Source organism: Paenibacillus sp. FSL K6-0108 (assembly GCF_045040695.1).
GTDB classification, from domain to species: domain Bacteria; phylum Bacillota; class Bacilli; order Paenibacillales; family Paenibacillaceae; genus Paenibacillus; species Paenibacillus pabuli_B.
In genome coordinates this window covers 4105469-4127226 of sequence record NZ_CP150288.1, presented here as the reverse complement: position 1 = coordinate 4127226, position 21758 = coordinate 4105469, and the positions used below count along the sequence as shown (strand labels likewise).

Sequence of the window (21758 nt, the reverse complement as noted above, 5' to 3'; positions counted from 1 at the left end):
AGCAAGCAGCAAGTTCTGTTTGTCGCCATAATAATCATAAACGGTCCGTTTGGAAACCCCCGCTTTAGCTGCAACCGCATCGACGCTGGAGCGATCAAACCCATCTGAAAGAAACAGATCTCGTGCCGCTGTAATAATTTTAGCTCGTTTGTCTGAAGAGCCTGAGGCGGTTCTGGACATAATCAAGCAAGGGATATCAGACTACCTCTGGGAATTCGAGGATCTGGAGCAGGCGCTCATCTTATTCTGCGAACAATTCGTAGCTTCTGCGAACGGTTCGTCCGATTACAGCGCTTTGATCCGTCTGGTTACAATGGAAGCCGCCAACCTGCCATCCTCGTTTTTAGATAAGCTGGATAACGCAACGGAAGAGGGGATTATCAGGAGGTTTACCGAGTTTGGAGAAGCCGGACTGCTCGATGTGCCAGATCCTGTAATGGCTACCAAGCACTTTGCTGCTTTAACGTTTTTATTGGTATTTAATCAACCTGGAAGAACAGGGACTATGGAGAAGGAACAAACCAAACGTATCATCACTGAAGGCGTACGCGTCTTTCTTTGCGCTTATGCACCACGTACCATTCAAAACGAAAATCAACCATCATACTGATTGCGATTTTGCTTAACGTTAAAAAGACTGGTGGGGAAGCCAGTCTTTTTTTAACGTAAATATATGCTGAGGGCGTGTAGAGGTTTCAAAGAAGATTTCCAAGTTGATGAGCGCTAATCTTAATTAGCCTCATCAACTGTTTTCAGAACATATGCTTGATGTCCGCCAATGTCTCGGCATGATACGAATAGAAAGGATCATCCTCAGACAGATGTAGACAAAGAAGAAACTGCATTATCGCTGCGTCCGACAACTCATTTTTATTGCACCAAAACTATACTATCTGATTGAGCTTGCTTTCAGGCTCTTCACCATTTTCTACACGTTTTATATTCTTTATAAAGAAATCATATCTTTTTTTGTGAAATTTCCGACCATCAGGCAATCCTGCTGTATGGGGAGTAAGTATCACATTACCCAGATTCCGGAGTTCACTGTCCATAGGAAGCGGTTCAGATTCAAACACATCCAGGCATGCGCCTGAAATATCCCCGTTTTTTAATGCATCAATCAAGTCTCTTTCGTTGACAATCCCACCACGGGCTGTATTGATAAAAAGAGCGGTATTCTTCATTTTCTTAAAAACCGCTTTGTTAATCAGCTGTTTGGTTTGCTGGTTCAACGGAATATGTACACTTACGATGTCCGATGTGCTTACAAGAGTATCGAAATCCGTCATTTTCACAAAACCATCCGATTGAACAGTAGCATTTCTCGCATAAGCCAGCACATTCATATCAAAAACCCTGCAAAACGCAGCTACTTTTTTTCCGATAGCTCCCAAACCGATAATCCCAATTGTTTTGTCCTTTAATTCACTCCCTGTATAGTCCAATTGATTTTCATCCATCTTGTTTTTCATGAACGAATCAAGAAACGGTATGTTTTTATAATAAGACAATATCAGTGCCAATACATGCTCGGCCACTGCCTGTGCATTCACTCCTGCAGCATTGGCCACCCAAATACCAAGCTGTGTGCATGCAGGGACATCGACATTATCAAATCCTGCACCTGTCTGTACCAATTTTAAATTTTTTGCGATAGAAAGCAGGCTGTGATCCACTTTGATGTGTTCAGGGATGAGTACCTGGCAATCTTCAATATGATGCAGCATTTCTTCTCCGGGCGGGACAATTACAACGTTCCAGTCTTGCGGAAAATACTCTGCAATATTTGATTTTGAGGTCTCGTTAAAATGACCAACGATGAGAATCTTCATTGCTAAACCACCTTTCATAACTTATACCATTCTTCGAATATAAACTTTATCGGCAGTACAACCTCTTTTAAAGGACTTTCCAGTGGAAAAGGATTTGACCCCTCGTCTTTATTAAAAATAATTTTAAACATAAAGTATAATGTTGTAAAACTCAAATATTTTGTGAAGCGTTTTAGCTATCGTACGGATCGAGAGTATAAGCAAAGCGGCCGAATTAATGCATCTTTCACAGTAGCTGCGGTAAGTCACTTTGTTTTGCCTCCTGTGTCACTATTAAACCGTTTTTTTTTTACTAGTGAATGAACAAATACTAATCGTATGGAAAAGAATCTAGATAAACAATATACTAGCTATAACAGTTTATTGTTGAGGTGAATATGAAATGGATGAAGTCAATGAATCAAAACAAATTGTTTTACAAATGGGCAGTGCCTTGAAAAAGTACAGAAAAGAAAAAAATATGAGCTTAGACGACTTAGCGGAAATAACGGGCGTAAGCAAACTTACTCTTGGGAATATCGAACGCGGCGAAACAAATCCAACTGTGGCGATTATATGGAAAATTTCAAAAGGCATATCTTTACCCCTATTTGCTTTGTTCAAATCAGAAGATTCTGTGAATTTGTATCGAGCAGGGGAGGGACTGCGGTTTTCTAATGATCAAAAAAATTGGACCATTGAACCCGTTTTTAAAAACGCAAGCAACGACATTGAAATGTGTAGGGCTTACTTACAGCCGAATAGCTCGTATCATCCCGAAGGTCATCATGTAAATACAACTGAAATTGCGACAGTAATGACTGGCTCCATTGAAATTCAAGTTAATGGAGAGATTTACACATTGAATCAATATGATACGATCAGTTTTCGTGCAGATTGTCCTCACTCTTATACCAACCATACGGAAAGTGAAACAGTGCTCCATATATCCTTAAAATATGGTTTCTAAAAGTCAATCATTTCTACTTATTAAATACAACTCCGAATTCATGGCGTGAATTCAGAGTTGTATTTTTGTTGTTTAGATAAAAATAGTATATTATAAATTATTACTTGTTAATTATAATATATTATAATATACTTTTGTTGTCCGCGCGGATGTTATTGCATTTTTTCTTCAATCAGCAGGAAACAAACAATACGAATGAATTCGGGAAGGAGAGAAAAAATGTCGACAAAACAAAATAAAAAATTCATGCCATCCTCAATAGGGCTGATCATTCTCGGCATTATTGTTATTGCAGCTAATTTACGTACTCCCTTAACCTCAGTTGGTCCTTTAGTGAGCCTTATAAGGGATGACGTTCATATTTCAAATACATTAGCAGGCCTGATCACAACGGTACCCTTGCTTGCCTTTGCTTTATTATCGCCTCTAGTACCGAAACTAGGACGAAGATATGGGGTTGAGCGTATCATTTTGTTTGCCCTCATCTTTCTGACTGTTGGTATTGTAATACGATCTTTATCTGGCGCAGTTAATCTGTTTATTGGGACAACAGTTCTTGGATTCGCAATTGCCATTTGTAATGTATTATTGCCCAGTATAATTAAACGGGATTTCCCAGATAAAATTGGCTCCATGACAGGAGTTTACTCCATTTCAATGAATTTATGTGGAGCCATCGCATCGGGAATCAGTGTACCGCTAGCCGTGAACGCAGGGCTAAAATGGCAGGGCGCAATGGGGATATGGGGGATACTGAGCTTTGTATCGATCCTCTGTTGGTTACCCCAAGTAAGAAAACAAACGAAACAAACAGCCACGACGAGTCAGCAGATGTCCAGCAACGATGTGAATGTTTGGCGTTCCCCGCTTGCCTGGCAAGTAACCATGTTTATGGGCATACAGTCTATGGTTTTCTATGTGTTGATCGCATGGTTGCCTGAAATTTTAAAGCAGCAAGGAATTGACTCCAGCCAATCTGGATGGTATCTCTCGATCATGCAGTTAGCTATGCTTCCCTTTACTTTTATTGTCCCCGTTATTGCAGGGCGCATGTCTAGCCAACGTTTGTTAGTGGTCATCACAACCATTTTGCTTTTGACGGGGACGCTCGGACTTCTTTACGGAAGCTCCGATGTCATTCTGTTGTGGATCATAGTACTCGGCATTGGTGGAGGCTTCGCCTTTAGTTTGGCCATGATGTTTTTCGGGTTACGCACTGAGAATGCGCACCAAGCAGCGGAACTCTCTGGCATGGCGCAATCGATCGGATATCTTCTTGCCGCCATCGGTCCTGCCCTTATAGGATATCTTCATGATGCGACAAATAGTTGGAACGTGCCACTTTTCATCCTGCTTGGCGCTTCGATCTTACTCTTTTTAGTTGGTTTAGGAGCAGCAAGAAACCGTTTTGTAGGTAACCGATATCGTTACGAGCTGCACGGAAAGGATGATAAATATGTTTGAAAACATTATAGTGGCCATTGATCAAGCTGAAATAACGAACAAAATTCTTGATGCAACCGTTGAAATAGCCCGAAACAAACCAACTCAAGTTACCTTGATTCATGTCAGCCAGGAATATGTATCGAATGGCATGACATATGTACCAGAGAATTTCTTGGAAGAAATATTGAACGAAATGGAGAAAGCGAGTTTGGAACAATTACAACAAGCCAAATCCAAATTAGAATCTGCAGGGATTAGCCCGAAAACAGTTCATCTTAAGGGAAACCCTGCACATGAAATATTAAAATATGCAAGGGATACTAAGCAGCAACTTATTATTATCGGAAGCCGTGGACTAAGTGGCATAAAAGAAATAATGTTAGGAAGTGTCAGCCACAAGGTTTCACAGCTATCAAGTTGCCCAGTCCTCATTGTACATTAACTCCTCGATACTGCAGAGATGATGCATTGATATGCTAACGGGGAACGTACAGCGGCATTCTAGGATATTTGTGTCCTGCAATGCCGCTGTTTCTATATCCTTTTAGCTGATCAAATGCTGAAGCTTTCAATTCATATTCTTTTGGAAATATCATGGTTGCTGTATCGAGTATTTTCCTCGGCAATATGCAAATCATATTATGAGAATAATGATACGACAAGAAGCTCTGAATATTAAGATAAGGAGTACTTGAATATAATGAATAATACTAAGCGAATCGACTCTCATCGGCCTGCTGTCATTCGACTAATCCAGATGCTGATGTACCTTGCTGCATTTGTTAACATCATTAATGGGATCTACTCCATCAACAGTTTAGATTTTCTGAAGAAATGGCTTTGTATTGCCATGATCGTTGTAGGGCTAGCTGCAGCGTATGTCGGTTTTCTATTAAATTCCCCGTCAGCCACCAGTCGAACAGCTGTAATCACATTATCTGTTGCCATGATTGGACTGCGCTTGATTGAATTCGCGGTCTGGCAAAACGTAGGATTCATCATCGGTGTTATTCTTCCTGTGCTTGTCATCTGGAAACTGCGCTCCCAAGAGTCGAAGACTTGGTTTAAAGGAAGATCAACCTGAAATTCCTTCAAAAAACTTGTTAAGGGACAAGACCATACTACCGTTGATGCCGCTATTTAGCGGATTTTTGCGTGTTATCGTCACAAGTTCGTGCGATGTCATGTTTAAATGAAACTTATTTTAAAGAAAATGCTGCTGACAAGCAGGAACAGGGGCGAATGCTCAAGAAAGAAACTTATTAGCAGAATCCCTATGAGGGCTTCATACAGCAGTTTTATAAGATTTTGTTTGAGACTCCTGTAAAGCATAAAAAGTAAGTGGCGCAGCAAAGAAATCATCGATGTATTATTTATGATAGAGAGGAGTATTCAAATGAATTTTCAGTTAAATGAAGCTATTGAAATTTTGGAGCGCACGCCGCAAACTCTGGAGAGTTTCTTAACAGGTCTGTCTGAAGGGTGGATACAAAGCAATGAAGGTGAAGGAACCTGGAATGCTCACGAAGTGGTTGAACATCTCATTGAAGCGGAGAAGCATAACTGGATTCCGCGAGTGGAATCCATTCTACTTGAAGGGGAAAATAATCTGATTCCAGCATTCGACCGTTTCTCCCACTTGAAGGAAATTTCCGAAAGAACTGTTGAAGAGGCACTACAAGAGTTTAGCAGCATCAGAATGAAGAATATCTCCACACTCAAGGATATCATTTATTCTAATCCTAATCTGGAGAAGACTGGCCTACATCCGGAATTCGGCATCGTTAAGTTGAGGGAGCTGCTCTCTGCATGGGTCGTTCATGATTTTACACATATAGCGCAAATCGTTAGGGTCATGGCGGAGAGATACAGGACAGATGTTGGACCTTGGAGTGCATATTTGGGTATTCTAAAAAGGAGTTGATTTCTTCTCGTTAAGCCAGAGGAGTTTTTGGTGTTTTCCAACAATTCTCCTTGAAAGATCACTTCAATATAAAATCAGCCGCAGTCTTGGACTGGGAAAATAATACCTTAGACTGCGGCATCCATATTGAGACTTATTAAGCCCCTCACTCGGACTAACAAACCAGAGTGATCATAGTACCGCCCATTCGCCACGTTCCCGACGATTCAGGTATACTTCATTCCTCTGGGTTTTTTAGCAGCGTGAAAATAGTAATCGTTTCCAGGTTGAGTTATTCATAATATCCTTCAGTAGATTTTCTCAAGCTGCTGAATTGATCCGCATCATGCCCGAACCAGACTTGGGAATTCGTGCGAGCGGCCAGAGTGCGAATTTTCTCCACGGTGTTCCGGTAACCGATCAGATCGTAGATTATACCAGGTGGCTTGACCGGAGGACCAAAGCTTTCCGCAGAATAAATGGCATCGGAAGCTAGAATGATTCCGCCGGTTTCTGGCATATCGATCTGGAGACCTAACATTCCCCAAGCATGACCGCTTCCGAAATTCAAGATTTTGATACCATCCACCAATTCCAGATTATCTTCTCCCGGTTTGATTGTTTTCCATTGCAGCTGGTTCTTGATCCATGCATCAATATCAGCCCACACATAGGCTCCTTCTTTTTCATTGCGGGCGTAGGTCTGAAGCGCTCCATTAAACTCATCCTCATGCACGATAATAGTCGCATTCGTGAACAGTTCGAGGCATCCTGCATGGTCCAGATGCAAGTGGGAGGCAACGACATACTTGATTTCCTCAGGTCTAACCCTAAGCTGCTCCAGACGATTATGCAGGTAACATTCCTCGCTTGCTGCCCACGGAGACGACAGTTGGGTTGACTGCGCCCAGCGCCCTTGAGGACCCATGGAGTTGGGGTTACAAGCAGTATCAAACAAAATTTTTCCCTCAGGATGATCAATCAACACTGTATAAATTGGAAATTCAACAAATTGTGTCTGGGCATTCGGATTATTAATGGTTGCTGGATTATGCATGGAGATGATCCAGTTTTTATCCATGCTCATTCGACCGTTATCCAATACATATAACTTGGGACGCTTTTTAATTATGTTTGTCATGTTATTTACCTGCCTTCAAAGGAATATAGTACAGGGCAACCCCTGGTATAGACATACAGTAATCCAAAAAATAAAATGATATAAGTAGGCACTTTAAAGTGTCCTGGGAACTTCAGCGTGCATAGGAGGGGAACGGTTTGGCACATTCAGCAAAAACTAAACAATCTGATATTTCGTTATCTAACTGCGGCTATAGCAAAGTTCTTGATATCATCTCTAGCAAATGGAGTGCACTTGTTATATATGCCATGGAAAACGGTAAAATCAGATATGGAGAAATGTTACGTAGGGTTGAGGGAATATCTAAAAAAATGCTTACCCAGACGGTACGCAAGCTGGAGCGTGATGGTTTGGTTCAACGACACATTACGCCTACAGTACCTTTAATTGTCGAATATTCACTAACAACATTAGGGGAAACCTTGCTTCAGCCGATGAAAGAGTTAAGGCAGTGGGGGAGAGAACATTACACTCAAGTTGTAGAGGCGCGAGTTCAGTATGACTCTGCTTCTACCTATCAAGGATAGCCTGAGGAATCGTTCAAAACAGGGGTTGAGTCTCCCTTTACTGGAGACCATATACTTGCTCTTAAGTAGTTAGTCGCAACACGACAAAGGAGCTGGGTATATGAGAAATCTGGAGGCTATCGTCATCCTCTGGAACATTGGGGTTTTGGGATGGATTTTGGTTGGAAAAGAGAAAAAAGAGCGAGGCTTAATGATTAGCCTTGGCATATCGGTTATTTTCATTCTTCTGCAAGGAATACTGGAAGGCATGCGTTGGCAGCTCATTCCGGCTTACGCCCTAGCTGTTGTACCGCTTTATATCCTTGTGCGAGCTAGACTCCCATGGTCTAAACAGCAAAAAAAAACTTCACCAAGTTTAATTAAAAAGATCATTGGAATAATGGCAGCTGTCATTTATGCTTTTGGAGCTGTAGTGCTGCCAGTATTACTGCCGGTTTTTACTTTTTCCGAGCCAACAGGAATTTATAAGGTAGGAACCACATCCTATGAGTGGACAGATGAGACAAGAGAGGAAACTTATACTACAAAAGCTGGTGACAAACGTAAGCTTAAGATACAGATTTGGTACCCAGCTAAGAAGGATTCAAAGGGGAATATAAGCCCATACGTACAAGACGGGGCATTATTGGCAGAAGGCTATCACCGACTTTTAGGTTTGCCAAAGCAGTTATTTAACAGTATACGTTATGTGAAAACGCACTCACTTGAAAATGTGGACATTTCAGATCAGGAAGCCTCTTACCCTGTCTTAATTTTTTCACATGGCTTTAATGGCCACAAAAATCAGAATACATTCCAAATCGAGGAAATTGCTAGTCACGGCTATATTGTCGTAGGTATTGACCACACCTATAACAGTACGGTTTCCTCATTTTCCGACGGTACGGTTGTTTACTTTACTCCAGGTCTGGATGGGAAGGTCGAGATGATGGATCAAACGAATGAGATATGGCTAGAGGATGTCAACTTTGTTTTAGATCAGGTGGAAAAACTGAATGCTCATGATCCCGATCATCGTTTTACAGGCCGAATGGATTTGCAGCGTATCGGAATGTTTGGACATTCCTTTGGCGGGGCAACAAGTACACAAATGTTAATGTCTGATGATCGAATTAAGGCAGCTTTGAATATGGATGGCGTGCTTTATGGAAAGCTGCGAGTGCCTGAGGGGGGCATCAATAAACCGTTTCTTATGATGAGTGCGGATCAATCCAGATATTTTGAGCAATATATTCAAGATCCTGCACTCACTGCCTCTTTGACAGATTTGTTCAAACGATATGATCATATTACAGATGGCGGAAATTACTGGCTAACACTGCGTAATATGTCGCATATGGGTTTCTCCGATCTGTACCTGACCTCGCCATTATTTGAGTGGATGGGAGGAATAAATTTGAAGAAATCATATCCGATTATCAATGCATACACGCTGGATTTCTTTAATCACTTTTTGAAGCAGGAGCCATTGAAGCTGCTTGATCAAAATATAGGCGAGCATACGCTGTTTACGTTAGAAAAAGGCGAGAAATAAGCTGAAAAGCTGGAAGTAAAAAGCCAGTCATTCTAAACTGCAACCGAGTTGTCAGATGTTGTTTGACAAATGGTTTTCAGTATACGATGACTGGCTTCTCTATGGTTTCTTACAGTTAGATCTGCTGAAGCTTCCATCTCAAGCCCCGGAATAATAAGTCGTCTCTTTGGGACAATTGTTCAAATTCGGGACTCAGTATGGAACAAAGCATAATAGATCGTTTGAAGTTTTTGGTTTCGAGCTTGTCTATGTGGGCTTCTATCCTTTGAAGAATCTCCTTGCTGTTAGACGCCGCATTAGAATGGGAATATAGCTGTATTGCATCGTCAGCAATGGCTTGAACATAACTGCTATGAGGTTCGTAGTTTTTTTTCAAGGCAATACTTAATCGTTTCTGGATACTCTGCATGAGCCGGACCCATTCCTTAGCCTCATAAAGAGGATGCTGGGCGATGTTTACGAACAGGAACTCCACGCTTTGAAGATCAGCAATAAATTCAGGGGAGTTAATCAGCTTTTTTAACTCCTCCCAAGCCATGAGTTGCTTGGCAGACCATTTTCCCGGATGAAGAATGAACTTGTTAAAGTAATAAAAAAAAGCATCTTTCCATTCTGCTGGAATATCTGACATAAATCCGATTTCTTCTATTTTGGTTATAACAAATTGCTGTCTGTTTTGTTGATTTTGCTTATGGATATGAACTAATTCATGCAAGTACGAAAGAGAAGGGGAGGGATTCTTCTTGGAATCATTATTATAATGATTAACTAAACTTCTGGCATTATTCAATATCGCAATCATGCCATTCAGTGCTTGAACCTCCGTTTGTAACGTTTCTATTTGCCAATCCAGGGACGTTTCCATAGGTATTTCGCCAGAAAGCAGTTTCTTAATATCTTCAATTCCGAATCTTAGTTCACGAAGTGTTTTAACTAGCTGTAGACGCCATATGGCCTCTGTTGTGTAAAAGCGGTACCCACGGTTATTTACAAAGGATGCTTTCACTAATTGTATTTCATCATAGTAACGAACCGTTTTTACTGTAGAATCTATCATTTGCGCAGTCTCTCCAATGGAGAATAAAACGCTGTCTGCTGTTTCTTGTTGTAATGTTTGCATACTAGATAACTCATTTTGGTTTTTCTGCATAAACTTCACCTCTGTCAATGTAGTATATCATCTCCTGTTAGGGGAGACTCAATCCATATTAGCTCAAAAACAAGGGTTGAATCTCCCCTTACTGGAGACGGTATACTTGCTCTTATGTGGTAGTCACATCAGGACAAATGATCTGGGTATATGCTACCTGGAATTGAGGGGGAAAGAAAGATGCACATTAGAAAAATAAACGAAAATGGAGTTTGCATTGCTTACGTTACGAGTAGCGAGAAGTTAATCACAGATGTTCAGTCTGCTATCGATCTCATGGCAACTGTTAGATATGAAGTCGATTGTCACCGTATTATTGTTAACAAATCCGAAGTAAGCGAAGATTTTTTTGAGCTGAAAACTCGTCTGGCTGGAGAAGTGCTTCAAAAGTTTATCAATTACCAGACCAAAATTGCGATTATTGGTGATTTTTCAGGTTATACCAGCAAAAGTCTTAAAGACTTTATCTATGAAAGCAATAATGGTAATGATATATTTTTCGTTCCGGATGAAAGTCAGGCTATTGAACAACTGAGCAAGGAGATTGCAAGAGCAAACGAATAATTTAAATAATGGAACCATTGACATCACTGAGCATTCCTCTTTTCGGAACGGTGATATTGGCTCAACGGTGGCTTGTCACACTAATATGGTTATCCGGGATTGTTGCTGGTTATATCTTACTAAAACATACGGATTTCACAGAAGCCGTACGCGCAGTAACGAACCAATCTGATCCATTGTTGAATACGGAAATCATGATGGCTAATCTTCAAAAACAAATGGTACAGGCAAAAGATAACGAACAAATGCATAACCTCCTGGTTAGTAGGTACAATCATCTCATCCAGGTGCCGTTCCGCAGACGTTTAGTGGCTATTATGATCATTGGCTTATTACTATCTTTCTTGGCATTCATTTTCAGAGATCATGTCTCCCTAAACTCATTGGAACGATTTACTCCTGTTTTAATTATGGCTATGCTAAGTCTGACAATAGGCAGAGAGGTTTGTAAGGGGCTATTCTACCATTGTGATATGCAACTTATGCGTTACTCATTTTATCGCAAGCATGCGAAGCAGCATTTTCGTTTAAGGTTTAGAAGTTTATTATTCTTGAATCTAAAGTTAGGTGCATGTGTAGCAACTGTACTAAGTGTGTCTATACTTGTTTTGTCTGAAGGAAGGGATACAAGTACATTGCTCCCCGTCTGGTGTATGACGATGGCACTGTCTGTATTTTTCTCAGTACATCATCTATTGGTATACTATGTGTTTCAGCCCTACACCACAGAGCTGGAAACCAATAATCCCCTTTTTACATTAGTGAACAGTCTTATTTCATTAGGTTTTGTTGTGGTGATGTTATTAGGTCCTACACTGTGGATACTCACTGTTGTCTTAATCGTGTTGACTGTCGGGTATCTATTGAGTGCTGTCCCCATCGTATCAAAATATGCTCAAACCCATTTCAGAGTTAAATAAAAGAGCTATTTTTGGATAGAAAAAGCCTTAGAAAAGGGTGAAAGCTAATCCCAAATAGTTAATTTGAAAACCCCAGCCCGGTTAACCCAGCTGAGGTTTTTCTTGATTACACGGAAATAGTATAATATTGGACAAGTATATTTATGGAGGAGAATTCTACGTTTATCCGGGAGATAAAACTTGGGATGCTGAATGTTTTGATTTGCTATTTCAGGAACCCCTTTGGTAAATTTTCCATCCTAGAATTCTTTTAATGAGAAACCTGGAGGCGAATGAAGTGCAAGATCTAGAATTTGCAACTATAGAGGACTGGGATGAAGCATTGTGGGCGCGGATGGAGCCGATCTATCATGACGCTTTTCCAAGCGGTGCAAAGACAAAATCGATTTTGCGCAATATGCTGAACCGAGGGATTGGTTGCTTACACACGGGCGTGCATCAAGGAGAAGTGGTTGCGTTGGCTGTTACTGGAATGGTGGGGAAGGCCGCGAACCGCATCCTGATCATCGATTACCTCGCGGTGGAACAGAAGCTGCGCGGGTCGGGCATTGGGACTTGGATGCTGGAGCAACTCAAAGCTTGGGGGCTGCGGGAACACGGGATCAAAGGTATGATTATCGAGGCGGAATCCGGGACAACGGAGGCGCATCGGAAACGCATTCAATTTTGGCAAGGCAACGGATTTGTTCTGACCTCCTATGTTCATCAATATAGAATGGTGCCAGAGCCGTATCAAGCCATGATCCTGCCACTGGATGGAAGCACACATGTGTCGGATGATGGTGAAGCACTGTTTCGTTATATCAATGCCTTTCATAAGGTTGCTTACCGGAAGAGTTAAACTTTTTCCCCAATAACAGGCGGAGGGAAGATATGGATTATGATTCACGGATGGAAGCGATGTTTGAGACGAAACGATTCCGTAACTATACCATAGCAGCGGGTCGTCGTCATACCGTTGGACTTAAATCTGACGGAACAGTAACTGCTGTTGGCGATAATAAATACGGTCAATGTAAGGTAAGCGAATGGTTAGACATCGTCGCAGTAGTTGCTGGCAATGTTCATATGGCTACGAACACGGGTAATGCCCATACCGTTGGTCTTAAATCGGATGGTACGGTAACAGCTACAGGTTGGAATACGCATGACCAATGCAATGTAGGCGAATGGCGCGATATTGTAGCCGTTTCTGCAGGTTGGTGCCGTACTGTCGGGGTTAAATCAGATGGCACGGTGGTTGCGGTGGGGCGAAATAATGAAGGTGAATGCAACGTGAACAGCTGGCATGATATTGTAGCGGTCTCGACGGGTGACTGGCATACAATCGGTCTAAAATTAGACGGTACGGTAACAGCAGTTGGTAACAATAAGTATGGACAATCCAGTGTAAGCAACTGGAGCGACATATTGGCTGTTTCGGCGGGGTATCTTCATACGGTTGGTCTTAGATCGGATGGCACGGTAGTGGCTACAGGTAGAAATAATGAAGGTGAGTGTGACGTTAGCGGATGGCGCGATATTGTAGCAGTTGCAGCGGGGAGTTATCATACCGTTGGTCTTAAGTCTGACGGTACGATGGTTGCGGCGGGTTCAAATAAACATGACCAATGCGATGTAAATGGCTGGCACGAAATTAGAGCTGTTTCGGCCGGGTGTGCCCATACGATTGGACTGAAATCGGATGGCACGGTGGTTGCGGTGGGTAATAATGATTATGGACAATGTAATGTAAGCGAATGGAGTAACATCCAACAATATCGCTCCCCTTAACAGAGCGGTTATTTTTTTGATGTACAGCATGGGGAAAATGTCGAGGGACAAAAACATATCTTTTCTTAACAAGTGGTGAGTGAAATTCAGGAAGAAATGATAGGGTGATCGGGATGAGAAGACTTGAGTCTGGGATGTCAGTAGACAACGAATTATTTTCTGATGTTGTCAGGTATGAACACGAAACTATAAGCAGATCAACTATACTAAACTCGAATGTTGGTTCACCTATATTTTGGGGTTGTAACCTGTGTTCCCTTGTATTTGATACCTGCGATCTTACGAATGCGAGATTTTTTGCCGGTAGTATGATTGACCATTGCACATTTATTCGTTCCGACTTGCGTTCTGTTGGTATTGCCAAAGACGAAGCTGTTTTTACCAATTGCGAATTTTCCTCCTGCGATATGAGAGGCATGACATTGGAGAATGCTGCGTTTATTGATTGTACTTTTCATAAATGCAGATTCAATGACCGCATTTTACAAGCAGCGAATATCGTCAATTGTACCTTTACCGGCAAGCTGGTGGATATTACGTTTGAGGGAAATGGCAAACAAAAGCTCATCGCCAATTTTGAAAACTGTATCCTTGACGGTGTTCGTTTTGTGAGCTGTGACCTGACACAATGTATTCCGCCAAAATCCAAAAACCATCTATATGTTGAAGGGTTATCCGCACGTGTGAAACATGCTTTGACGAAGGTCGACGATGACCCTAATCTATCTGACGATGATCGGAAAGTACTGGTCCGCAGTCTGCGCAAGCTTGAGCATATGGAAGAATATATTTTCAACACGGCGCAAATGAAGAAACACCATGGTGATATTTTTGTTGAGCGATTTTTCAGTATTCTGGAATGTAACAATGCGTAAACCAATCAATAGAATTTGTACAGGATAACGACGAGAACCGTATATATGTAAAAGGAGTTCCCTGGGGATTTGTAAAGAAAGAACATCAGCCGCCGTAGCGCTGCTGATGCTCTTTTTCATGTGTTTATATTTCACCCGTCTAAGGACAGGTATCTACTCTATATAGTTCAATTAGCCATTACCTGCCGGGAATTTCATTCTGCAAGTTTTCATGTTCCTCCAGCAGTTGTTTCAGTTTTTGGCGCTGCCGTTTTTCCTTCTGACGGCGTTCTCTGTCCTCAGCTTGCAGAGCTTTGAGAAGGGAGACACACATCCCGATAAGGACAACAGCGAACGGAAGCGCGGCCACAATAGAGGCTGTCTGGAGGCCGTTCAAGCCCCCACTGATCAGCAATACTACGGCGATGGCGGACTGCAAGATTCCCCAGGTTAATTTCACTCTTGTACTCGGGTCCAGCTTGCCATCTGAAGTCAGCATGCCCAGCACAAAGGTAGCGGAATCAGCCGACGTAATAAAGAAGATCATGATCAGGAGTGTAGCGATGAATGCTACAATCGTGCCTAACGGCAACTGCTCCAGCATGAGGAATAAAGCGGTTGTCGCATCTTCCTTGACGGCTTCCGCCAGATGGGCAGTATTGAACAATTCCAGGTGAAGTCCTGTTCCGCCGAAGATTGAGAACCAGATAAATCCGAAAAGGCTTGGAATAACCATGACATAAATTACAAATTCCTTTATGGTTCTTCCTCTAGATACCCTAGCGATAAAAGTACCAACAAAGGGAGCCCACGCGATCCACCATGCCCAGTAAAATAACGTCCAAGCTCCAATCCAGGTTTCTTTTGAGAACGGCGTCAGTCTCAAACTCATATTAATAATATTTTGCATGTAACTGCCCAAAGTTGTCGTGAATGTGTCAAATATAAACGTAGTCGGTCCAGTCACCAATACAAAAAGCATTAACAGCACAGCTATAACAAGGTTGGTGTTGCTCAGAATCTTAATACCTTTATCCAGACCAGAGGTTGCCGAGATTAAAAACAGTACGGTTACAACTGCGATAATAACAACCTGGGTCATTGTCGAGTTAGGAATACCGAATAAGTGATTCAGCCCCCCGCCGATCTGAAGTGCACCCAATCCAAGGGAGGTCGCAACACCGAAGACGGTGGAAATGACCGCCAGAATATCAATGAGCTTGCCAAGCCAGCCTGCAGCAAGACGCTCACCTATTAGAGGAATAAAGGTGGAACTGATCAGCCCTTTGTAGCCTTTCCGGAACTGGAAATAAGCAAGTGCCAAGCCGATGACGGTATAGATCGCCCAAGGATGCAGCCCCCAGTGGAAAAAGGAATATCGCATGGAAAGTCTTGCTGCCTGTGTCGTTCCGGCTTCTGCCCCCTCCGGTGCAGATAAATAGTGGGACAGCGGTTCAGCAACTCCCCAGAAAACCAGACCAATGCCCATACCGGCGCTAAACAGCATGGCCAGCCAAGAAACTGTAGAATATTCCGGCTCATCATCTTCATTCCCCATCCTGATACTGCCAAAACGGCTGAACGCCAGATAGAAAGCGAAGATCAGGAAGAACAGTGTAGCTAGCAAATAAAACCAGCCAAAGTTATGAATAGAGAAGTTGTAGGCAACGTTCGCCACATCTGCCAGCTGATCGGGAGCAACAGCTCCCCAAATTGCAAACAGTGCTACGATCATAATTGTGATTGTAAATACCATGAAGAGACCTCCGTTATGTAAGCTTCATCCAACATTTCCTTAGTATGTACTCGTGTAACTTGTAATATTTCGGAAAGCCGCTGTTGATTAAATAAAACAAACCGCCGAGTATTGAAACACCCGTCGGTTTGTTTTGACCTTGCCAGAATAATATATTGCCTAGTGCCGGAAACTTTCTTAGCGAATTAAGGCTTTTGCCAAGTAACATTGCTCTGATCTCGAGCCTCCTAAATCATGTATTGTAATTTAAATTTACTACATGCAACTGTAAAGACCCTGTAGCCAATCTTACATCATCCTTACAATTGAATTGGAGAGAACCTCAACCGGATCATAAACATGTATATATAGTAAAGATAGGAGAAATTGCTAGCTTGGAGGAAGACAGAGATGAATCATAACCCAAACCTAAACATGACACGCACAGTCTTGATCGTAGACGACGAAGAAGAGATTGTGGAACTGGCTCAGTGGAATATACCTCATCTTGCTGTTGGTGGAGGAATCTAAAATGTTTGTGCTAAGATGGGGTTAATATATGATTGAAGCTGGAGAACAAGGCTAGATAGGGGTGTACAATGAAGAAAATCCTAGTCATTGATGATGAAATTGCAATTCGAGATTTAATTGAGCTGGTGCTAAGGCGAGAAAATTACGATGTGCAAACTGCAGAGGATGGCAAAACTGGCCTGCAACTGCTCGACTCTTTTCAACCCGACCTAGTGGTACTTGATCTGATGCTGCCAGACTGTTCCGGATATGACTTGTGTAAGGAAATTACAGGAAAACGTGCCATTCCTGTGATCATGCTCTCTGCCAAAAATGAGGTAATCGACAAGGTGCTCGGACTTGAGCTAGGGGCGGAAGATTACATGACGAAACCCTTTGACAATCGTGAATTGCTCGCTCGGATCAAGGTGATTCTGAGAAGAAACGAGAGCAAGGAGGAATCCAGTGAAGGAACTGAAGTGAAATCTACACGCATCATTCATGAAGAGCTGACATTTGATCTGGAAAGCCGAAGGGTGCTGAAAAACGGTGTTCCCGTGTCTTTAACGGCCAAAGAGTTTAAAATTCTGGAAACGCTACTCAAAAGGCCGGACAAAATCTTTACCCGGGATGAGCTGCTGCAGATCGGATGGGGATATGACTTTATGGGAGACAGTCGCAGTGTGGATATGACCATCATGCGTTTAAGAAAAAAGTTGGAGGACAACGCGGACGAACCGAAGTATGTCAGAACGATCTACGGGTTTGGCTATCAGCTTGGAGGTGGCGAGGACTGAAGTATGCAACCCGGTTACTGCTGAATTATTTATTTTTCTCCGTGCTTTCTTTTGGCATCATCATTTTTGCGGTGAATAAAGCCATCGATTACTACAGCTTCGTTACCATTGAGAAACAAATGATGGAGAAGGCGGATCTGTCCGAGTTGTCCTTCCGAGAGGTGTTAGCACAGCATAGGTCATCGTCAGGAGAACCGCAAACCAAGGAAATCGTCAGACTTGCACTGGAGAAGCTGAAAGCTTCGGGCAAGGAAGTACGTATCTATGATAGCTCCAAGCAGCTGCTGGGCTTAGCTGTGGATGGCATCATCATTAATGATGGCAAACCGCTTATTTTTGAAAAGAATATTGAGAAAGCCCTGAGCGGCAGTTACGCCTACACCGTCACGGAAGATCATTTGCTTTATTTTGCGACGCCCATTCAGGATCAATTCTACGAAAACGCTTATGTGTATGAGTTCGTGGAGGACATTTCCTACTTTTATGCGATCATGGATCAAATCCGTTATATCCTGTTTGCAGGTGCAGGCGGATTTATTGTGCTTATTACGTTATCCAGTCTATGGATTGCCCGCAACACAACCAAGCCGATTAAGATACTGCTTAGCGCTGCGCAAAGTTTCTCCAGACAGGAGTTTCGGAGAGTTCATCTCAAACGGAAGGATGAGCTGGGCATGCTGGCAGATGGGCTGGATTCGATGGGGCGACAGCTTCATGATTACATTCAGTACCAGAAACAATTTGTCTCCAACGTCTCTCACGAGTTAAAAACACCCTTGGCAGCCATTCGTGGTTTCTCTCAATATTTGGTGGAAGGGGAGACTGAGAACAAGGAGCTGCAAAAAATTTATGCTCATCTGCTGCAGGAATCGGATCGGCTCACCCGCTTGATTAATGAACTGTTATTACTATCCCGATTCGATAAGGCTGGTTCTAACGATTTGGAAGCCCGGAAGACGGAAATGAACGAACTGATTCAGCAAGTTGCAATGAATATGGGAGCCAAGGCTAAGGATAAAGGGATAGAGATCAGAGTTGGTCAGGGGGAGGAAGAAGCGGATGATGAGGGTACGACAAGAGTTCATGCCAACGTAAATCCAATGTTGATGTCCCACGCGATCGCCAACCTTGTGGACAACGCTATCAAATACTCAGGCAATTACTCACAGATTAAAGTAGAGATGGAACATACGCCGAGTGAGGTGGTTATACGGATACACGATCAAGGTATCGGTATTGCAAGCGATGAGCTGGAGCGAGTGCAGGAACGCTTTTACCGGGCGAAAAATACAAGCACTGCAAACGGTTCAGGTCTTGGACTTTCTATTTGCAAAGAGATTGTAGAGCGGTTCAATGGATATATCGACATGGAAAGTCGTATCGGGGAAGGAACGACCGTTACGATTGTTTTGCCTCGTGCGTAGATCTGAATCTAAACCCAAGCCTAAATAGGTAACGTTACAAGATTGGTACATTTCTGTTATGAGACTAACAAATGCTTTTTTTATAATCACTTCATAAGAACAAATTACACATTTATGGAGGGATCATGATGAAGTTAACAAAGAAAGCTGCAGGTTTTATCGTACTAGGTGCTTTACTAACGGGGGCATTAACGGGCTGTCAGTCCAGTGATGCCACATCTCCAGCAACCGGACAGAACACAACGAATGAACAAAGCAAAGGCGAAGGAGCAACCAATTCTACTGCGCCTGCTTCAGAAAATTCGGAAGGACAGAGTGCTGAAGCTATTAAGGAAGGTTCGATGGAGAAGGAAGGCAATGTGGTGCTGAAGGAGCTTGCTTTTGTCTATAATGAGCACACCATTGCGATTTCGGATACAGCGAATGAGGATCAGATGGAACAGATGCTGGGCAAACCGGATAACCTGAAATCCCATACGTACACTGCCGACGATGGAACAAACATGGATACGTTAATTGGTTTTACAGAAAAGGTCTATACGTATCCTGGTCTGGAAATTAAAACAATCAGTATACCGGAGGGGAAACAAGACTCCATCTTTCATATCGAAATTACAGATCCGAAGTACGCGACAGTCCGAAACATTAAAGCAGGAGATAGCCTGGATACACTCAAAAATGCCTACCCTGAGGGAAAACTGCTTGGTGATGGAGCCCCTGATAAGGAGGATGACTTCCGTTACGAGCCATCCAATTATGTGGATGTGATGTCGTTTCATATCAAGGATGCCAAGGTGGAGAGCATTCAGATCTACAGTCTTCTGGACTAATATTTAGTGATCGATGTTGGTAAGCCATTCATCCGATTCACCGTTAATACCTGCCCGGGAGAGGGGCAGGTATTTTCTTGATATGTGAACAAATTGAAGAGTGAGAAGAGGAAGGAAACGGCAATAGGTTGAAGTTCTTGTCAAGGGACAAGAGCATATTCCCATTGGATGTCGCTACTAAAGCGGCTTTTTTTATCGGTACAAGATCGTGTCCCAAGCCAAAGGCAAGAATTTGTACCGGTTGCCGGAATGGAAAAATAGGGTCAATGATGGGCATTATAATGATAACCAGTAGTTGAACGTTAACAGTTGTCTCCCAAAATAACGCTTGCCTTAAAGTGTACTTTAAGATTTAGGATGAGGAAGAACCCGCCGATTCCGTCTGAAAATAACCGATAAAGGAGCGATCTGGCCAATGCCATTCACGATCAAAGAAGCTTCAGAGCGGCTGGGTTGCCCGGCTCATACGATTCGTTTTTACGAGAAGGAGGGATTGCTCCCTTACATTAAGAGAGATAAGAACGGGAATCGACTGTTCGAACAAGATCACCTAGATTGGGTCCGGCTGATGACATGTTTCCGGGCGACAGGGATGAAGCTGTCGTTGCTGAAAGAGATGGTGGATCTTGCGCTCGATGGTGATTCCACGATTCCACAGCGCAAAGCGATCTTGAACCAGTACAAGGAAGATTTATTTCGCCGCCAGAACGAATTGGCCGAAGCGCTCGACGCCGTCAATAACAAGCTGTCGATATACGAAGACATCGAGAAAGGGAGAATCCCTTCCGAGAGCCAGTTGTTAATCAAGATGGAGGAGTCAGAGCGACAACAAACATAGAATGAGGGATTAACAAATGAAGCAAAGAATTTTGGGCAATAGCAATATCCTCGTCTCTTCAATCGGTCTGGGAGTTATGGGGATGTCTCCAGGCATTTACGGGGTGACTGACGACGAACAGTCGATCCAAACAATCCATCGGGCTTTGGACATAGGCGTCACGATGTTCGATACTGCGGACGTGTACGGGAACGGGCATAACGAACAACTGCTCGGCCGTGCTCTTCAAGGACGCCGCGAACAAGCCATTATCGCTACCAAGTTCTCGTACACCCCAAATTACGAGAGCATCAGTGGCCATCCTGATTACGTTAAGCAAGCTGTGGAAGATAGCCTTCGCCGTTTGAATACGGATTACATCGATCTATACTACCAACACCGCGTCGATCCGCACATCCCGATCGAGGAGACGGTCGGAGCGATGGCAGACTTGGTCAAGGCAGGCAAAGTTCGGGCGCTCGGCCTGTCCGAGGCGTCCGCGTCCACCATTCGCCGCGCTCATGCCGTGTATCCAATCTCCGTGCTAGAGAGTGAGTATTCGCTCTGGACCCGTGACATCGAAGAGGAGATACTCCCTACCGTAAGAGAGCTGGGGATTACCCATGTGGCCTACAGTCCACTGAGCAGGGGCTTTATCTCCGGCGAGCTTCGCACTTTCGAGGATCTGGCCGCCGACGATCTTCGCAGATGGATGCCGCGCTTCCAAGGAGACAACTTCCGGAAGAACATTGAGGTAGTCAACAAAATTAAGGAGATCGCGATGGAGAAAAACTGCACACCATCCCAATTGGCCATTGCCTGGACGATCGCCAACGGGGCGCTGCCTATCCCGGGTACGAAACGTATCAAGTACCTGGAGGAAAATGCGTCCGCGGCTGATATCCTTCTCATGAAGGAGGACCTCGAACGAATCGATCAGGTCAGTCCCAAGAATGTCGTTCACGGCACACGTTATATGAAAGAACAGATGACTCTGCTGGGCGGCTAGACTATAATCAGAAGAAGTAATGGTCCACGGGCTCCGTGGACCA

The 21758-nt window shown here is 43.2% G+C and carries 22 protein-coding genes and 1 pseudogene; 18 read left to right on the top strand and 5 right to left on the bottom strand.

The annotated features are described in order from the left end of the window. Window positions 1–9: 9 nt before the first annotated feature. A pseudogene (locus MHB49_RS18685) lies at window positions 10–180 on the bottom strand (TetR/AcrR family transcriptional regulator); the annotation flags it as partial. Between MHB49_RS18685 and MHB49_RS18680 the strand changes: the two are divergent. After that, entirely contained in the window at window positions 149–610 is a 462-nt protein-coding gene (locus tag MHB49_RS18680; protein ID WP_405152520.1) for a TetR/AcrR family transcriptional regulator C-terminal domain-containing protein, read from the top strand. The pseudogene MHB49_RS18685 and the gene MHB49_RS18680 sit on opposite strands and share 32 nt — an antisense overlap. Window positions 611–884: 274 nt before the next feature. On the opposite strand, the gene MHB49_RS18675 is transcribed toward MHB49_RS18680, so the two are convergent. Beyond that, window positions 885–1832, bottom strand: a complete 948-nt coding sequence (locus tag MHB49_RS18675; protein ID WP_405152519.1) for an NAD(P)-dependent oxidoreductase — start codon at window positions 1830–1832, stop codon at window positions 885–887. Window positions 1833–2214: 382 nt separating this feature from the next. On the opposite strand from MHB49_RS18675, the gene MHB49_RS18670 reads away from it, so the two are divergent. The 5 genes from MHB49_RS18670 to MHB49_RS18650 all read left to right on the top strand — a co-directional run bounded on the left by MHB49_RS18670 (window position 2215) and on the right by MHB49_RS18650 (window position 6151). Then, window positions 2215–2781: a helix-turn-helix domain-containing protein gene (locus MHB49_RS18670; protein ID WP_247897603.1), complete on the top strand. Its 567-nt coding sequence runs from the start codon at window positions 2215–2217 to the stop codon at window positions 2779–2781. 219 nt (window positions 2782–3000) lie between these two features. Continuing rightward, window positions 3001–4245 (top strand): CynX/NimT family MFS transporter, encoded by a 1245-nt coding sequence (locus MHB49_RS18665; protein WP_405152518.1) that lies wholly within the window; start codon window positions 3001–3003, stop codon window positions 4243–4245. Beyond that, the gene (locus tag MHB49_RS18660) at window positions 4238–4669 is read left to right on the top strand and encodes a universal stress protein (RefSeq protein WP_405152517.1); all 432 of its coding nucleotides are present in this window, start codon (window positions 4238–4240) and stop codon (window positions 4667–4669) included. Before MHB49_RS18665 ends, MHB49_RS18660 begins: the two co-directional genes overlap by 8 nt. Window positions 4670–4927: 258 nt before the next feature. Continuing rightward, window positions 4928–5311, top strand: a complete 384-nt coding sequence (locus MHB49_RS18655; RefSeq protein WP_247897600.1) for a hypothetical protein — start codon at window positions 4928–4930, stop codon at window positions 5309–5311. A gap of 312 nt (window positions 5312–5623) precedes the next feature. Beyond that, window positions 5624–6151: a DinB family protein gene (locus MHB49_RS18650; RefSeq protein WP_405152516.1), complete on the top strand. Its 528-nt coding sequence runs from the start codon at window positions 5624–5626 to the stop codon at window positions 6149–6151. Between the two features lie 271 nt (window positions 6152–6422). On the opposite strand, the gene MHB49_RS18645 is transcribed toward MHB49_RS18650, so the two are convergent. After that, the gene (locus tag MHB49_RS18645; RefSeq protein WP_405152515.1) at window positions 6423–7271 is read right to left on the bottom strand and encodes an N-acyl homoserine lactonase family protein; all 849 of its coding nucleotides are present in this window, start codon (window positions 7269–7271) and stop codon (window positions 6423–6425) included. Between the two features lie 137 nt (window positions 7272–7408). Between MHB49_RS18645 and MHB49_RS18640 the strand changes: the two genes are divergently transcribed. Next, on the top strand, window positions 7409–7798 hold the full coding sequence (locus MHB49_RS18640; protein ID WP_405152514.1) for a winged helix-turn-helix transcriptional regulator: 390 nt from the start codon (window positions 7409–7411) through the stop codon (window positions 7796–7798). A gap of 100 nt (window positions 7799–7898) precedes the next feature. After that, complete coding sequence (locus tag MHB49_RS18635; RefSeq protein WP_405152513.1) at window positions 7899–9332, top strand: acetylhydrolase; 1434 nt, start codon at window positions 7899–7901, stop codon at window positions 9330–9332. 115 nt (window positions 9333–9447) lie between these two features. Here the strand turns inward: MHB49_RS18635 and MHB49_RS18630 are convergent, their stop codons facing one another. Next, window positions 9448–10491: a MerR family transcriptional regulator gene (locus MHB49_RS18630; RefSeq protein WP_405157175.1), complete on the bottom strand. Its 1044-nt coding sequence runs from the start codon at window positions 10489–10491 to the stop codon at window positions 9448–9450. A gap of 171 nt (window positions 10492–10662) precedes the next feature. Between MHB49_RS18630 and MHB49_RS18625 the strand changes: the two genes are divergently transcribed. The 5 genes from MHB49_RS18625 (at window position 10663) to MHB49_RS18605 (ending at window position 14614) form a co-directional block, all read left to right on the top strand. Next, the gene (locus MHB49_RS18625) at window positions 10663–11046 is read left to right on the top strand and encodes a DUF4180 domain-containing protein (RefSeq protein WP_247897595.1); all 384 of its coding nucleotides are present in this window, start codon (window positions 10663–10665) and stop codon (window positions 11044–11046) included. A gap of 8 nt (window positions 11047–11054) precedes the next feature. Continuing rightward, window positions 11055–11966, top strand: a complete 912-nt coding sequence (locus MHB49_RS18620; protein ID WP_405152512.1) for a hypothetical protein — start codon at window positions 11055–11057, stop codon at window positions 11964–11966. 277 nt (window positions 11967–12243) lie between these two features. Further along, entirely contained in the window at window positions 12244–12807 is a 564-nt protein-coding gene (locus tag MHB49_RS18615; RefSeq protein ID WP_247897591.1) for a GNAT family N-acetyltransferase, read from the top strand. A 32-nt stretch (window positions 12808–12839) separates the two neighbouring features. After that, the gene (locus MHB49_RS18610; protein ID WP_405152511.1) at window positions 12840–13739 is read left to right on the top strand and encodes an RCC1 domain-containing protein; all 900 of its coding nucleotides are present in this window, start codon (window positions 12840–12842) and stop codon (window positions 13737–13739) included. 113 nt (window positions 13740–13852) lie between these two features. Then, window positions 13853–14614: a pentapeptide repeat-containing protein gene (locus MHB49_RS18605; protein ID WP_405152510.1), complete on the top strand. Its 762-nt coding sequence runs from the start codon at window positions 13853–13855 to the stop codon at window positions 14612–14614. Window positions 14615–14792: 178 nt separating this feature from the next. Here MHB49_RS18605 and MHB49_RS18600 read toward each other — a convergent pair whose 3' ends face one another. Then, on the bottom strand, window positions 14793–16349 hold the full coding sequence (locus MHB49_RS18600; RefSeq protein WP_405152509.1) for a BCCT family transporter: 1557 nt from the start codon (window positions 16347–16349) through the stop codon (window positions 14793–14795). A gap of 578 nt (window positions 16350–16927) precedes the next feature. On the opposite strand from MHB49_RS18600, the gene MHB49_RS18595 reads away from it, so the two are divergent. The 5 genes from MHB49_RS18595 to MHB49_RS18575 all read left to right on the top strand — a co-directional run bounded on the left by MHB49_RS18595 (window position 16928) and on the right by MHB49_RS18575 (window position 21715). Continuing rightward, window positions 16928–17635 (top strand): response regulator transcription factor, encoded by a 708-nt coding sequence (locus MHB49_RS18595; RefSeq protein ID WP_247897583.1) that lies wholly within the window; start codon window positions 16928–16930, stop codon window positions 17633–17635. 41 nt (window positions 17636–17676) lie between these two features. After that, window positions 17677–19059, top strand: a complete 1383-nt coding sequence (locus MHB49_RS18590) for a sensor histidine kinase (protein ID WP_405152508.1) — start codon at window positions 17677–17679, stop codon at window positions 19057–19059. Between the two features lie 125 nt (window positions 19060–19184). Beyond that, window positions 19185–19889: a hypothetical protein gene (locus tag MHB49_RS18585; RefSeq protein WP_405152507.1), complete on the top strand. Its 705-nt coding sequence runs from the start codon at window positions 19185–19187 to the stop codon at window positions 19887–19889. 415 nt (window positions 19890–20304) lie between these two features. Beyond that, window positions 20305–20727 carry a MerR family transcriptional regulator gene (locus MHB49_RS18580; RefSeq protein WP_405152506.1) on the top strand — a complete coding sequence of 141 codons (423 nt, stop codon included), beginning with the start codon at window positions 20305–20307 and terminating at the stop codon, window positions 20725–20727. A gap of 16 nt (window positions 20728–20743) precedes the next feature. Further along, window positions 20744–21715, top strand: a complete 972-nt coding sequence (locus MHB49_RS18575) for an aldo/keto reductase (protein ID WP_405152505.1) — start codon at window positions 20744–20746, stop codon at window positions 21713–21715. The last annotated feature ends 43 nt before the right edge of the window (window positions 21716–21758 follow it).